The sequence below is a fragment of the Providencia sp. PROV272 genome, assembly GCF_049901975.1.
GTDB classification, from domain to species: domain Bacteria; phylum Pseudomonadota; class Gammaproteobacteria; order Enterobacterales; family Enterobacteriaceae; genus Providencia; species Providencia stuartii.
The window spans coordinates 3,237,033-3,252,812 of the sequence record NZ_CP096291.1; the positions used below are offsets into that span (position 1 = coordinate 3,237,033).

The 15,780-nt window shown below is 41.7% G+C and carries 12 protein-coding genes and 2 pseudogenes; 1 reads left to right on the forward strand and 13 read right to left on the reverse strand.

What is annotated here, in order from left to right; genetic code table 11:
* Positions 1–26: 26 nt before the first annotated feature.
* From chbG to M1E93_RS14995, 9 genes and pseudogenes are all read right to left on the reverse strand, one after another.
* A complete protein-coding gene (gene chbG / locus M1E93_RS14955; RefSeq protein WP_426207291.1) occupies positions 27–767 on the reverse strand; it encodes a chitin disaccharide deacetylase in 741 nt (246 codons plus the stop codon).
* A gap of 6 nt (positions 768–773) precedes the next feature.
* A pseudogene (locus M1E93_RS14960) lies at positions 774–1,579 on the reverse strand (IS5 family transposase).
* A 71-nt stretch (positions 1,580–1,650) separates the two neighbouring features.
* Positions 1,651–3,039 carry a 6-phospho-beta-glucosidase gene (locus tag M1E93_RS14965; protein WP_426207006.1) on the reverse strand — a complete coding sequence of 463 codons (1,389 nt, stop codon included), beginning with the start codon at positions 3,037–3,039 and terminating at the stop codon, positions 1,651–1,653.
* A gap of 56 nt (positions 3,040–3,095) precedes the next feature.
* A complete protein-coding gene (gene chbR / locus M1E93_RS14970) occupies positions 3,096–3,947 on the reverse strand; it encodes a transcriptional regulator ChbR (protein ID WP_395756067.1) in 852 nt (283 codons plus the stop codon).
* A 15-nt stretch (positions 3,948–3,962) separates the two neighbouring features.
* A complete protein-coding gene (gene chbA / locus M1E93_RS14975; RefSeq protein WP_004916722.1) occupies positions 3,963–4,304 on the reverse strand; it encodes a PTS N,N'-diacetylchitobiose transporter subunit IIA in 342 nt (113 codons plus the stop codon).
* Positions 4,305–4,337: 33 nt separating this feature from the next.
* Positions 4,338–5,695 (reverse strand): annotated as a pseudogene (gene chbC, locus M1E93_RS14980) (PTS N,N'-diacetylchitobiose transporter subunit IIC).
* Between the two features lie 99 nt (positions 5,696–5,794).
* On the reverse strand, positions 5,795–6,112 hold the full coding sequence (locus M1E93_RS14985) for a PTS sugar transporter subunit IIB (RefSeq protein ID WP_036944146.1): 318 nt from the start codon (positions 6,110–6,112) through the stop codon (positions 5,795–5,797).
* A 366-nt stretch (positions 6,113–6,478) separates the two neighbouring features.
* Complete coding sequence (gene nlpE / locus M1E93_RS14990) at positions 6,479–7,135, reverse strand: envelope stress response activation lipoprotein NlpE (protein ID WP_004916731.1); 657 nt, start codon at positions 7,133–7,135, stop codon at positions 6,479–6,481.
* Between the two features lie 164 nt (positions 7,136–7,299).
* Entirely contained in the window at positions 7,300–8,247 is a 948-nt protein-coding gene (locus tag M1E93_RS14995) for an IS30 family transposase (protein ID WP_140035165.1), read from the reverse strand.
* 241 nt (positions 8,248–8,488) lie between these two features.
* On the opposite strand from M1E93_RS14995, the gene rof reads away from it, so the two are divergent.
* Entirely contained in the window at positions 8,489–8,752 is a 264-nt protein-coding gene (gene rof, locus M1E93_RS15000) for a Rho-binding antiterminator (protein WP_004916733.1), read from the forward strand.
* A 71-nt stretch (positions 8,753–8,823) separates the two neighbouring features.
* Here the strand turns inward: rof and tilS are convergent, their stop codons facing one another.
* From tilS to dnaE, 4 genes are all read right to left on the reverse strand, one after another.
* A complete protein-coding gene (gene tilS, locus M1E93_RS15005) occupies positions 8,824–10,176 on the reverse strand; it encodes a tRNA lysidine(34) synthetase TilS (protein WP_014657690.1) in 1,353 nt (450 codons plus the stop codon).
* A 19-nt stretch (positions 10,177–10,195) separates the two neighbouring features.
* Entirely contained in the window at positions 10,196–11,080 is an 885-nt protein-coding gene (locus M1E93_RS15010) for a DMT family transporter (protein ID WP_014657689.1), read from the reverse strand.
* Between the two features lie 245 nt (positions 11,081–11,325).
* Positions 11,326–12,285 (reverse strand): acetyl-CoA carboxylase carboxyl transferase subunit alpha, encoded by a 960-nt coding sequence (accA, locus tag M1E93_RS15015; RefSeq protein ID WP_004916741.1) that lies wholly within the window; start codon positions 12,283–12,285, stop codon positions 11,326–11,328.
* Positions 12,286–12,297: 12 nt separating this feature from the next.
* On the reverse strand, positions 12,298–15,780 hold the full coding sequence (dnaE, locus tag M1E93_RS15020) for a DNA polymerase III subunit alpha (protein WP_040132401.1): 3,483 nt from the start codon (positions 15,778–15,780) through the stop codon (positions 12,298–12,300).

The window sequence follows — 15,780 nt, forward strand, 5'->3', positions numbered from 1 at the left end:
CCTATTACCTGATAGGTTGGGCATATTTATGATAAATCTAAATACGAACCAAGTAAAAACCCCTTCTCAGCAATAGCCGCTTTTAAGTTTTTTGACGTTAAAACGTCTAACTCTTTTACTCGGGAATACACATAGCCGCTATTTAATAATTCATTATCAATAAATGCGGGATGGCACATTATTTCGAGTGAACGCTCCCCTCGTTGCTTTGCCTTATGGAGTATTTCTAAAAAAAGCGACTCTGATATGCTATTTGGCTCCCCATAAAAGTCAGCGGAAAACGCATCTGTTGTACGTACTTGAGTATTTTTTATTTTATTGTGGTAACCGACCCGTAATGCTATCCCTTTTTGATTGGCGAAATCGACCATTAAAGGATAAAGGGACGCCATCATATGTACATGATGATGGCTATCAATGTGGCTGGGGGGTTTACCAAAAATATCAATAAACTGATTATATTGGCAGTGTAGCTCTTGCACTATTTCGGCTATAGGAAGTTGATCTGATTTTTCCATCTCCCATATCCACTTCCCTAATATACCGTTACGCACAAGCGAAGGCATTGGCGAACACGGTTTCCCCATTGTAAGGACAAAATGCATTCCTACAGCCAATAATGGCTGCTCTGTGGCTAATTGTGCCGCATGTTGGATACTAGGCATATTTACCATGGCCGTAGTTGATGTCACAATACCATTTCGATGAGCCTCTAAGATCCCATAATTGACCGACTTACATAAGCCAAAATCATCTGCGTTCACAATAAGAACCTATCCCAATAGGATTTTATTCCAGACAATGATGGCACAGGCAAGATGCAGCATTGCCTCATAATTCTCGACCTTCTTCTCCCAACGAGTCAGGACACGACGGTAGCGATTCATCCAACTGTGTGTTCTCTCTACAACCCAGCGGTGGGCCTTAAAATCCGTGTTTTTGATGGCTTCTGATTCATCCTTCCGTGACTGGATATGAGGTTCATAGCGACGACTTTTCAGATACGCTCCCAACCATTCCGCTTCATACCCTTTGTCCATGCACAACCGGAGCCTCTTGCCCGGTCTGCCCGTCTGGAGGGCATCGAGCGTATCCGCAACCAGCTTTATGTCGTGCGTATTTGCTCCAGCGACAACCAGTGCAAGCGGAAGCCCGTTCCCGTCAGTCATCAGACTGCGCTTTACGCCCCGTTTCCCTCGGTCTGTTGGGTTCTTGCCTGTTTTTTTGAGCCTGCCAGCGGTGATTTGGTCATACAACCATCCATCGACAGCCACGACCAGTCAATAGCGTCCAACTGTTCGCAAGCAAGCAACCCGTTTTGCCAGAAGCGTTCAAATACGCCAGCATCCCGCCACTCCTGAAATCGGCGATGAGCAGAGCTTGACGAGCATATACCGGTGGCATTTAGCGCATTCCACTGGCAACCCGTCCTGAGTACGAAGAAAATGGCGTTCATTGCAGCGCGATTATCAACCCGCTTGCGGTGCGTACCCAGCGGGTGTTGAGTTCTATGCTCCGGGATGAGAGGAGCCATTTTCTCCCAGAGTTCATCACTGATTTGCCACTTATTACCTACCATACGTTGCCCTCATAAATTATCATTATGTATTATCTGACAATTCCTTTTGGGATAGGTTCTAAGTAAACTCGTCATACTGCAATGCCATTAAGATGGGGTTTATTCGCACTCCCCTCTTCTTCAAGATATTTAATTACCTTAGAAAAATTCGGTAAATAATGTTTATGGGCTAAAAGAAGTGCTTTAGCCATATCCCGAGCATCATTGTCTGAATGAACTAAAGGATTTAAGTTCATTGCTAATAAAAGCTCATTAAAATCGCCACTCACTGCCGCTTGGCTCGCGGCTATTTCAAATTCTTTGATGCTATAAATTAAGCCGAGAACTTTTTCATCGAACTGAGTCACTCTTTCGTGCGGTGTAACGCCATTACGCCCTAATTTACAGATCATTTCGACAACCCAATTTGCAGGGATATTACTAATATGGCCGTTATGGGGAATATTCACATAATGCTCGGTCTGCTTGTCATTATACAGTGCATTTATCACTTCACAGGCGGCATCTGAATAATAAGCTCCCCCCCGCAATTCAAGCTGTTTTGGTTTAATTTTTAATTCGGGATCTTGGTATAATTCAAAAAGCTCTTTTTCAATTTTTTGTACAACTTGCGCTCTGGTGCCTTCTTTATAGAATTCCGCCATTTCAATCGCGAGCATTTCTTTATACTTAAAATAGTACTGTAAGTATGAGCATGGAATTAATTTCAAGGCCTTCAATAACCCACTATCAAAGGGTAAACCTGTAATATTTTTTACCGAGCTTGCTTTATAAGCTTTCGAAATAATGCCATTAAGTACTTCATCAAAGCGAGACACGCCGTCGACAAAAATGTCTTTGACAAATACCATATGATTTAAACCAAAAAGCGTTATCGACAAATTATTTTTTTTTGTTAAACCGAGCACATCCGTAATAAACATTTTCAGGCCAATTGGAATATTACAAACGCCTATAAAACGTCTAAATTGCGTATGCCGGTATACTGCTTCGGTTATCATTCCTGCTGGATTGGTAAAATTAATCACCCAGGCTTGGGGGCAGAGAGCTTCAATATCTTTAAGGATCTCAAAAATTACCGGAATGGTACGTAACCCTTTAAATAAGCCTCCCACTCCATTCGTTTCTTGCCCTAAGTATCCATATTGTAATGGTATTACTTCATCTTTCTCTCTCGCTTTTAATAACCCGACACGTAGCTGTGTCGTCACAAAATCAGCATCCTTTAGTGCAGCTTTGCGGTCTAATGTTTTATAGAGTTTTAACGGTATATTGGCATTTTTTATCATGCGCAACCCTAGCTCATAAATGATATCGAGTTTTTCTTTTCCTTCTTCAATATCAACCAGCCAAAGTTCACTAATCGGTAGTTCATGATAACGTTTAATAAAACCATCTATTAATTCAGGAGTGTAACTGCTTCCACCACCAATAGTGACGACTTTTAATTTATGCACCATATTAACACCTACCTATTTTATTAATAAACATTGGCTATCATTTTCACTGGATATCTTTAATAAAAACTTGACTGTAGGCTTTTTCTATATTCACTTGGTGTTAATGATGTCGCCTCTTTAAATTTTTTCACAAATAAACTAGGGCTACTGTAACCTGATTCAAATGCAATATCAGTGATTGAATAATTTGTAATTTCTAGCTGTTTTTTAGCAAAATTAATTCTAATTTCATTAATGATTTGCATTGGCGTTTTTCCGCAATAGCGCTTTGTGGCACGAGTTAAATACTCTTGTGACTTCCCTGTTATTGTCACCATATTTTCTAACGCATTTTCATTAAACATTGCAATTTCATGCATTTCTTCAATCGTGTTTTTTAGCCATTGTGGCGTATCATCATAGACTTTGCTTTCTCTATAATGACGTAGTCTATTGACCACATTAAAGGTTACTACCTCAATAAACTCATTAAATTCACTATCACGAAAGTTTAATGACGCAATCACTGATTCTATATAAGCCATAAATTCATTTTTTAATGGGTAGGCTTGAGAGGCAACAAAAAATGATGGTAATAAGGGTGAAAAATATTTTTCGAAGAATGACTTTCTTATACCAACATTTAAAATTCTTGTTGCTCCAAAGTCATAGAAACTTTCATGATGAGAGCCAATTGGCAGAAAAACAAAATTCCCTCGTTCAAGCAATACTTTTCTGCCATTAATTTTTTGATAATAACGCCCTGTTAGGACAATCGTATATTCATAATAATCATGCTGATGCAGCCCTGTTGCACTTTCTGTTTTATTATAAATAACAACATGGAAATCCTTGTCATTAAATATATCATTCTCATAGACCATTTTAATCTCTATATTTGAGTTATTAACATTTAGTGTCGGCTGCATCATCATCCCCTTTATTTAATTTATTTTTTTATGGACTTCGATTAACTCCGTGATCAATTCACGAGCAAGTATCGTATTCATTAAGTGATCTTGAGCATGAACAAGTATTAAACTCACTTTAATTTTGCCTTCCCCCATATCCGTCTCTATCATTTTTGTCTGCACTTTATGGGCTTCAGTTAAGGCTTCTTTTGAATCTTCCATTAGCTCCATCGCCTCAACAAACTTGCCTTCCTTGGCATAAGTTAACGCTTTATAAGCGAGGCTTCTTGCCCTACCAGAATTAATGATTAACCCCATCACTACTTCTTCCAGACTGTCAGCAGAGAGTGTTCCATTACTATCTATGTCAATCATAACTTCCCCATTTATTATTCATTTTTAATATATTTAAAACTTCAATGCATTTTTGATCTCTTCTTCACTTTCCGTATTATTTGCAATAGTTTGCGCCTTATTAGAAATAATAACGAAAGGTAAATAAACAAGAACGGAAATACCAAGGTTAAACAGTGCTAAAAATAAAGCAGAAATATTACCATTTGTGTTAAAGAATGCGCCTAATCCTGTTGGCATAGTCCATGGACCTATATTCGTAATCGGCGGAATAATACCTATATAATAGGCAATCACCGTGATTGCGGCTAACAGAGGTTGAATAATGATAAATGGAATAAAAAGGATTGGGTTCATGATCACAGGGATCCCAAATATAATTGGTTCATTAATTTGAAATATCCCCGCTGGTAACCCTAATTTAGCGACCTGCCGATAATCTGCTCGCCGTGAGGCTATAAATATGGCAATAATTAATCCAAGCGTAGCGCCTGTTCCACCAAGGAAAACATAGGAGTCTAATAAAGGTTTTGCCCACAGATGAAATGTCTGCCCCGCTTCAATCGCATCATTAACCGAACCATATTGATTATATAACGCGACATTTTCTAGCGCCCAAGGCGTCATAATCCCTGAGTCTAGTGCTGTAAGAGCCAAAGCACCATGAATACCAAAGAACCATAATAGTGAGGTGAAAATCGTATACGCCCAACCGACAACCCCTCCCAGAGAAGCTAATGGGGTTGAGATCGTATCCATAATAAATTGATGGAAGTGAGTCGCTTGCCCTGCTAGCACCCATGCAATAATCCCTACCACTAATAGTATCAAGAAACCTGGCACTAATGCAGAAAAGGAGCGGCTAACTGCTGGCGGTACTGTATCCGGTAATGTAATTACCCAGTTACGGCGGACAATAAAGGTAAAAGCTTCAGCAATAACTAAGCCAATGATAATACCTGAAATAATATTTGCGCCACCTAGCCAATTCGCACCGATAGCATAGGCACCATTCACATCAAATGGTGTAACAGCCACAAAGGCTGCTATCGCAATAATTCCTGCCGCTATAGAGTCCACTTTGCGTTCTTCAGCGAGAGCCATAGCAATAAAAAAAGCGTCATTAAAGACATAATCCCTAATGTACCGTTATATACATTACCGCCGATGCCTTTAAACTTATTAATGAACTCTATTGTTTCTGGTGATAGACGAACACCTAATGAATAGAAAAACGACCCTTCATTAAAACTCAGAAAAACGTTATTAATCAAAACAAACATTGCCCCAATTAACACTAATGGCATTAATCTAATAAAACCATTTTTTATTGCATTGATATGAGGTTGATTACCCAATTTTAATGCGATCGGAAGCAATACTTTTTCAAGAGAAGAGAGCATATGATCCATAGAATATCCTTAGATACTTTAATCACATATCTTGTTTGTATGCATAAGACGACCATAGCAAATAGATAAATAACTGAAGTTGTAACAAACTATAATTGATTAACGTGATTTATTTTTTATTGATGCGACCGCTGCTTTTAAAACACCTAAGCCATCAACTTTTCCATATAAAACCGAATCAATAACTTCAACATTTTTAGTTGGCAGTAAACGCTGGATTTCGGAATGCTTCCAAGCAATTTGAGGACCAAGTAAAACGAGATCTGCATCATTCCCTTTTTGGAGGACAAGCGTTTCAGAAAAAGCTTCTATAATAACGGGAACCTCATACTTTTCAGCTTGTTGCCTCATTTTAGAGACAAGTAGTGAGGTTGACATCCCAGCGGAACAAAACAAGTAAATAAGCTTCTTTTCCACAGTAATCCTCTCAATCATATCGTTCACTTAAAATACCTACCTCTCGCATCAGATATTTTTACGTTTTTTTGTTATCTAAATTCAGCTTGCGTCATTCGCGAGTTGCTTTTAGTTGAAGACATTATACGTAATATCCCTTGTAATGAATATTTCAGGGTTATAGTGAATTGTTTCTGATTGACTAATCGTTATGACGTTCTTCACATTTCATATAAATATATTATTGATAAAAAATATCAATTAATCATATTTTTATTATTATAAATTAAGTAATAATTTAAATTTTCTATTTTTATCCACTTATCAAAAAAAATATCGGCTCAAATTGAGCCGATATTTATTATTTTAATAATAGATTAAATCTATTTATTTACATGCGCTCGATTTATCAAACATAATATCACCTGTTTGCACTAACGCAGGATCAAATTTACCGTCTTCCATTGATGGCCTTACCGTATAGTAACCTTCAATTTCAGCATAAACAGGCGTTCCTCCTGTCACACCTGTTGCACTATAACCTTTCTCAAGCTCTATCCCTGTTGCAGTATAAGTACGGCCTGTTTTACATTCGGTAAATGTTGCTGCATCAGCAAAGTAGCGGTATTCACCTGTTTTTTTGCTTGGTGCGACTTGGGTTAGCGTATAATTCAGTTGTGATTGAATTTTGTTGCCTTCCTGATCAAGCAAGACCATTGATTTATCATCTGCCGATGGTGCAAAGTACGCGCGCTCACCATTTGCATTCGTCATGCGTAATTTATCGCCATCTTTTGCCCATGTGCCCGTTTCATAAAATGTTTGGTCACCATCGCGAGACCCTAAATATACTAATTGCTCTACGTATGTACCATCTTGGTTAACCAGTAGAGTGGCCTCAATTCCAGAACAATCCGCACACGGTAAAATGCCTGTATATGCTCTATCAATATAAGTTACGCTAGGTTGTTTAACGGCTGTTTGGCAACCCACTAATGTCATCACACCGGTCGCCATTAATGCTAAGAATAGTGACTTTTTCATTACCTTTATCTCCTAACAGTTCAATTCTTATATTTTTAGTCTATATCTAATCATAACATTTTATGCAGAGAAAAATGGCGAGATTATTATATTTCGGACTTTACTGATATTAGTTCATTTTTTACCACATACGTTAATGGCGGATTCAAGTCCGAAGTGCAACGCTAAGCCGCCTTTCTTAGCTCCGCAAACACCACCGAAGGTTGTCTGAACCCCAGACACTTGCGTGGCCTGCTGTTCAACGCTCCCTGATAGCGTTGTAAGTCTTCTTCTGTCACTGTCCGCAGGTCTGTTCCTTTCGGGATAAACTGTCTTAACAACCCATTCGTATTCTCGTTCAGCCCACGCTCATGCGAGGCATACGGATGGGCAAAGTACGTATCTGCGTTCAGTGCTTCTGCTATCGCCTTGTGCTCACTAAACTCTAGACCGTTATCGAACGTTATTGTGTGACATACATCCTGATACTCACTCAGCAGTGAGATAATGGCCTTACTGACTTCCACCGCATCCTTTGAAAACACCTTTTTTGTCAGGTAAATACGGCTTTTGCGTTCTGCCAGTGTCACGATAGCACCAGTGCCCTGTTTACCCTGCACCAAATCGGCCTCCCAGTCCCCCAGACGGCTACGGTCATCGACGACTGACGGCCGTAGCTCAATGGATACCGCATCAGGGATGCGCCCTCGTTTCTGCCCGTAGCCCTTACGATATCGCCGTTTGCCCTGCCTAAGATGCCTGTACAACTCGCCACCGCTACGCTTATCCGCATAGATATACTGGTAAATCCATTCATGGCTGACGCTAAGACCAATAATGCTGCCAATTGCACTTATTTGCTCAGGACTCCACTTCCACTCCAGAGCAAATATCACGAAATCTATGGTCTGCTGAGGAATTGTCCTTTTGGCAGATGACAGCCGCCTATCACAGCACTTCTGGTGTGCCTGTTGTGGGTTATAACCAGTATCTGAAGTGTTACGCCTCAGTTCACGGGAGACCGTGGACTTGCTTACACCGATACGGATACCTATCTCATGGCAGGATAAATTATCCTCACGCAGTATCGATATCTGGTATCGTTGTCCTTCGGTTAGTTGCTGATACTTCATACTTACTCGCTCATCTTTGGTCGGAAGAGCAGGATAGCTTATCAGTAGCTAACCGTCCTTCCATCTAACATGACCGAGCGTTGCACTTATTATCTGAATTCGCGAATCATGAATTTACGTTTTCATCTATTGCTGATTATTGTTATTAAAATTACTGTGCTATTATCCTATGAAGCACATGATGCTTGGTAAAAAATAGTCAAGGCGGCAATAACCGCCACTAACATAGTGGTGAGGGAATATGTCTACAGATACTGAATATCAACCTATCAATTGTGATGATTACGAATATCTTGAAATCGCGTGCCAACGCCAATTGAAACTGGAAATTAAACTTCATGGCGGCGAAATCATTGAGGGGAAGGCCAGCGACTTGCTCTTGCGTAAAAAAGTTGAGTACCTAATCTTAGAGACTCAAGATGGAACAAAAGAGCTTCGTTTGGATCATATCAACACCTTCAGTCATCCTGAGATCGGCACTATCGTTGTCGATTGCTCTCACTAAAGCTCATACTCCATTGAGCCCCTCTACGCCCCTTATGAATGGTCACTGTCATAAGGGGCTCTCTATTTTATTTACACCTCTATTTGATATTCATCGAACTTATCCCAATGGAAGGCAACCCCAATTTCCTCATCTGCAACGAGGCCTTCAGGAGTGATAAAGCACCCAATGGCGGTAATTAATTGTTCATCATAATAAACTAGTGGGGTTCTTTCTCGCATCCAAGGAGAGATACCAAGCTCTTGCCAGATTTTTTTGCTACTTCTTGAATGCGTCCTACCCACAATGTTCAATGTGCCTTGTAAGCCAAAACGAACGGTCACTTTTTCTGTTGGCAGAGGCGGGCGAATTTGCCCTTCATCGGCAATAATCTCAAGTCGCCCTAATCCTTCAGGCAAAATAAAAGGTTGGGGATAATCCCAGCAAAATTGTTGCCCTAATAACGGGTTGATACGACGTACAATCCATAATGCGCCTTGGTATCGACGAATATCGACATGGCCTAACTGACAAATCGGCTCAGCATCCTGACGGGCTAGCGCCACTTCTTGCCAAATGCGTTGTAGTTGATGGTAAGGTGGCATTGGCAAGCGGTGTAGACCAACCCAACGCCTAAGTAGCGCGTTACGTTTCGCTGGGCTGCAATCATGCAAGTTATCAATAAATAGACCACCGCGATAATCCATCATTTCATCCAGCGCATCTTGTAATAGCTCATCAAGCAGCGATTCCTGTTCAGCACATAAGGATGCACTACGCGAAACTGCGGCGGCAAAATGAGGCCAACGCTCAGTTAAAGTCGGCATAATATGTAACCGAAGGAAATTGCGATCATAACGATCGTCTTGATTACTGTCATCTTCGACCCACGTTAACGGGCATTCACGTGCATAATTTTCCAGATCGCCGCGAGATATTGCTAATAACGGACGTAGTAACCACGTTTCCCCTTTTTCTGCATAAAATGGTGACAATTCGGGCATTGACGAAAGCCCAGCAGGTCCACTGCCACGCTTTAATGCCAACATAAAGGTTTCTGCTTGGTCATCAAGGTGCTGAGCGGTGGCTATGATTTCCCCCTCTGCCAACTCGTTTCGGTAAGCCTGATAACGCGCCTCACGAGCAGCCGCTTCAATACCACGATTTGAAGGATCAACTGTAACATGCGTGCAGACAAAGGGAATATGCCACTGTTCACACAAGTGTTGGCAGTGAGCTTCCCAATCGTCGGCCCTAACGTTAAGCCCATGATGAATGTGAATAGCCCGGATCTCTAACGAGGGAAGCTGATATTTTTTGATTTGGTAAAGTGCATGCAGCAATACGGTTGAATCTACGCCCCCGCTAAATCCCACCAGTATTTTTCGAAAATGACCTATTTTGTTGAGCACCTGCTCTATAATTGCTTGCGGCTGTAGCGCCATGAATCTGCCCTTCTTTACGCTAATATGATTGCTTTCTCTTCTGACCAACACATAACACACCAGAAACGATAACTAGCAATACACCGATGATATAAGCGATTTCAAACGGATCACTTAAAATGACCACCAACCAAAGTACGGATAATACTGGGGATAAAAATACGATGGAGGCAATTTTTGCAGAATGTCCCGTATTCATCGCCTTAAACCATAAAATGTAAGAAACACCGTTAATGAGCACCCCGTTGATTACCGTCGGCCAAAATGCAGCTTTGGAAGGTAATTGTAGTTCACTAAATGACAGTAGTAACACCAATGAAGTTAACGTTGAAAAGATAAATAACCAAACTGTACTAATATAAGGGTCAATCGAATATTGCCGTGAGAACACCGACATCAGTGCGAAACAAAATGCACCACTAAATACGAATAACAGAGCCACCGGATCCTCAACCTGTAGTTGAGTAATATGCCCTTTGGTAAAAGTGATAATCACTGCAATAAACCCGATAATCACGCCCACAATCTGCCTGCCAGCTAGCTTATCTTTTAATAAAAAGACCGACAGCAAGATAATGATTAAAGGCCAACTATACTGGATCACTAATACTGCAATACCATTTTCAATGGCGTAACCGTAATAAAGAAGCAAATAAAATAAGCAATCTAAAAAGCCAAGCACAAAGACTTTAAGGAGGATATCACGAGGAAGAATAAACAATTTGGTTGGCTTATAACCCGCGATCAGTGCAACCAGTATTACTGACATCGCTGAAATAAGATTAGACCAAAATAAAAATTGAAAGCTATCTAAACCATTTTGCCCAAAACGAGAAACAATTGGGATAAAACTCCATATTAATACACACATCAAGGCGTAAATTAAGTAGTTATATTGCCTCATTCTTATCTCTTATTTATGTCAGTTTTTAATCGGAAAAGTGACATCAACTTTGGAACGACCGTCGCTGCCTATATTCATTATTTTAGCAAAAACAATAAAGTGCTTATGTGGTTAACTACCCTATCAAAGTTACCAATTAATCACCACCTTGACTAGATTTCACGACTCAAAGAGCGTGATGCACGAATAAAAAACGGGAGCTGGCTATCCCAAACTCCCGTTTTTACTTTGCTAATAGGTCTTAATTAGCAATAGCCATATTCCATTAAACGCTGGTAGCGACGATTTTTTAATGCTTCTTCATCTAGCTCAAGCAATTCGTCTAAATCTTCGACGATACGTGCTTTTAAAGACGCCGCAACTTCATCGTAACTGCGGTGTGCGCCACCTAACGGCTCAGTGACCACATTATCAATAAGTTTCAACTCTTTAAGACGAGATGCGGTGATCCCCATTGCTTCTGCCGCTAATGGCGCTTTATCAGCGCTTTTCCACAGAATAGATGCACAACCTTCTGGAGAGATAACGGAATAGGTGCTGTATTGCAGCATATTCACTTTATCACCTACGCCGATAGCCAGCGCGCCACCAGACCCACCTTCACCAATAACGGTACAGATAACTGGCACTGATAAGCGAGACATTTCACGCAAGTTACGTGCAATGGCTTCCGACTGACCACGCTCTTCCGCGCCAACACCTGGGTAAGCCCCCGGAGTATCAATAAAGGTAATAATAGGTAAGTTGAAACGATCGGCCATTTCCATCAAGCGTAATGCCTTACGATAGCCTTCTGGTGCTGGCATACCAAAGTTACGGCGAATTTTTTCTTTTGTCTCACGCCCTTTTTGATGGCCAATAACCATAACAGGACGACCGTCCAAACGTGCAATACCGCCAACAATAGCTTTATCATCAGCATAAGCACGATCACCAGCGAGTTCTTGGAAGTCAGTAAATATACGAGAAATATAATCTAATGTATAAGGACGGCGTGGATGACGAGCAAGTTTAGCAATTTGCCATGCACCCAGATCAGAGAAAATCTTACGCGTCAGTTCAACACTTTTTTCACGTAAACGAGCAACCTCGTCATCTAGGTTGACTTCTAAATTGTTGTCTTGACGGCTAACTGCAGTCAGCGAATCAATTTTCGCTTCCAATTCAGCAATTGGCTGTTCAAAATCAAGAAAATCCAGACTCATAATATTCCTATTTTAGTCAAATTCTAATTCTACCTGCTCATTACCCAGCAGAGTTCGCAGAGAATTCAGAAGGTCATCAACGGGTGTTACGCGCCAAACAACACCAAATTTAAGCTTTGCTCTGGCATCATCCTTCTGATAATACAAATGAACCGGAATCGTTCCTGAACGATGGGGTTCAAGAGTGCTGCGAAGTCGGTTCAGTAACTGATCATTAATTTGTTTGTCTGACAGTGAAATTGCAAGTCCTCGCGCATATTTTTCCCTTGCTTCACTAATATCCATTAACTCCCGCACTGTCATTTTATTACCACCGTTGAAATCATCAAAGCTGACCTGACCGGTGGCAATCAGGATACTGTCTTTTTCCAGCAAGTGCTGGTATTTATCTAGTGCATCTGAAAATAACATAATATCCAGACGACCGGAACGATCATCAAGCGTACAAATACCAATTCGATTGCCACGCTTGGTAGTAATAACTTTGGCTGAAAGTACTAAACCTACCACAGTTGTCACCTGACCACGAGGGGTAGGGTTCACATCTTTCAATCTCAGACCATTAGTATAACGTTCTATTTCATTTAAATAACGCGTTATCGGGTGCCCTGTCAAATAAAGACCCAGCGTTTCCCTTTCACCGTCCAAAACAACTTGATCTGGCCATTTTGGTACGCTCGCGTATGAGCTTTCCACTTGTTCAGGGGCTTCTGCAAGCACACCAAACATATCAGTTTGCCCTATAGCCTCTGCTTTGGCGTGCTGATCCGCCGCTTTCAGCGCATCTTCCAGTGAAGACATTAAGGCTGCGCGGTGAGGCCCTAAATGATCGAACGCCCCCGCCATGATCAGTTTTTCCATGACGCGACGATTAATTTTTTTAAGATCAACACGCGCACAAAGATCAAAAATTTCCTTAAAGATGCCACCTTTTTGGCGAGCTTCTATAATCGCCTCAATTGGGCCTTCACCGACACCTTTAATCGCACCGATACCGTAAACAATTTCACCTTCATCGTTAACGTGAAAATGATATAGCCCACTATTAATATCAGGAGGTAATACTTTTAACCCCATTCGCCAACATTCATCGACGAGGCCGACGACTTTCTCGGTGTTATCCATATCCGCGGTCATAACAGCCGCCATAAATTCAGCCGGATAATGCGCTTTAAGCCATAATGTCTGGTATGAAACGAGCGCATAAGCGGCGGAGTGAGATTTGTTAAATCCGTAACCGGCAAATTTTTCTACCAAGTCAAAGATTTTCATCGATAGCTCACCATCGATACCGTTTTTGATGGCTCCTTCCTCAAAGACGGAACGCTGTTTTGCCATCTCCTCCGGTTTCTTTTTCCCCATCGCACGACGTAACATATCCGCGCCGCCGAGAGTATAACCAGCGAGTACCTGTGCAATCTGCATCACCTGTTCCTGGTATAAGATAATGCCATACGTCGGCTCTAGAACAGGTTTTAATGATTCATGTTGCCACTGCACATCAGGGTATGAAATCTCTTCACGCCCATGCTTACGGTCGATAAAGTTATCCACCATCCCTGATTGCAATGGACCAGGGCGAAACAGTGCCACCAATGCAATCATATCTTCAAAGCAGTCAGGACGCAGGCGCTTGATCAAATCCTTCATCCCTCGGGATTCAAGCTGGAATACCGCCGTTGTTTCTGAACGCTGCAACATGTCGAAACTTTTTTGATCATCCAATGGTATTGCCGCAATATCCACTGGCTCAAGGTTTTTCTTAGCCCGCCTTGCGTTGATCATCTCTAACGCCCAGTTAATGATCGTGAGCGTACGTAATCCCAAAAAGTCGAACTTCACCAATCCCGCATATTCAACGTCGTTTTTATCAAATTGGGTGACTGGGTTATTCCCTTCCGCATCGCAATACAGAGGGGCAAAATCGGTAATTTTGGTAGGCGCAATAACCACGCCCCCAGCATGTTTCCCGGCGTTACGTGTGACCCCTTCAAGTTTACGCGCCATATCGATGAGCGCTTTCACCTCTTCATCGGCTTCGTAAATTTCAGGCAGTTGCGGCTCGGCCTCAAATGCTTTCTCTAATGTCATTCCCGGATCAGGGGGAACCAGTTTCGAGATCCGATCGACAAAACCGTATGGGTGGCCTAATACACGGCCTACGTCGCGGATAACCGCCTTCGCCGCCATCGTACCGAACGTGATGATCTGTGAAACCGCATCTCGTCCATACATTTGAGCAACGTGATCAATCACTTGATCGCGTTTTTCCATACAGAAGTCAACGTCAAAGTCAGGCATAGAAACCCGTTCAGGGTTTAAGAAACGTTCAAAAAGGAGATCGAACTCTAACGGATCTAAGTCCGTAATTTTTAGAGCGTAGGCAACCAAAGAGCCTGCACCGGAGCCACGACCAGGCCCTACTGGTACACCGTTATCTTTTGACCATTGAATAAACTCCATCACGATCAAGAAATAACCAGGGAACCCCATTTGGTTAATAACGTTTAGCTCGACTTCTAGCCGTTCATCATATTCAGGACGTCTTTCGGCTCTCACTTTCTCATCAGGAAAAAGGAACTTCAGGCGCTCCTCTAATCCCTCTTTTGACCGCATAACCAAAAAGTCTTCCGTTTTCATATCCCCTGTTGGGAATTGGGGAAGGAAGTACTCACCAAGACGAATGGTTACGTTACAACGCTTAGCAATCTCTACACTATTTTCAAGTGCTTCAGGGATGTCGGCAAACAGCTCACACATCTCTTCTTCAGATCGTAAATATTGCTGAGGGCTATATTTTTTAGGCCTTTTAGGATCAGATAAAGTAAAACCATCATGGATAGCGACACGTATTTCATGCGCATCAAAGTCGCTACTTTCAATAAAACGTACATCATTAGTCGCAACAACAGGTAAACCACGCTGCGTTGCAAGCTCTACCGCCGCATGTAAATAACTCTCTTCGTCAGGCCTTCCTGTACGAATGAGTTCTAAATAGTAGCAACCGGGAAAGTGGGTTTCGTAAAATGCCAAGCATTCATCAACGAGAGCTTGATTACCGCGCAGTAAAAATTGCCCTACATCCCCTTGGCGGCCACCTGAAAGCAGTATCAAACCTTCTTTATGCTTAACAAGCCAATCGCGATGGATCGTTGGCCCTATCGCCCCATAGCCTTTTTGATAGGCTTCTGAGATCAACAGTGTCAGGTTTTGGTAGCCTTCGTTATTACGAGCTAGTACGGTTAAGTGAGCAATCTCATCACCCAATTGCTCGCTTTCAACAAAAAAGTCAGCGCCAATAATAGGTTTAATACCAGCACCGTGCGCTGCCCCATAGAACTTCACCAAACCACATAAGTTAGTGAAATCAGTGATCGCAAATGCTGGCATGCCCATTGCTGCCACTTTTTTAACTAATGGGCCGGTTTTTGCCAGACCATCAATCATTGAATAGTCGCTGTGAACGCGTAAGTGAATAAAACGAGGTTCAGCCAT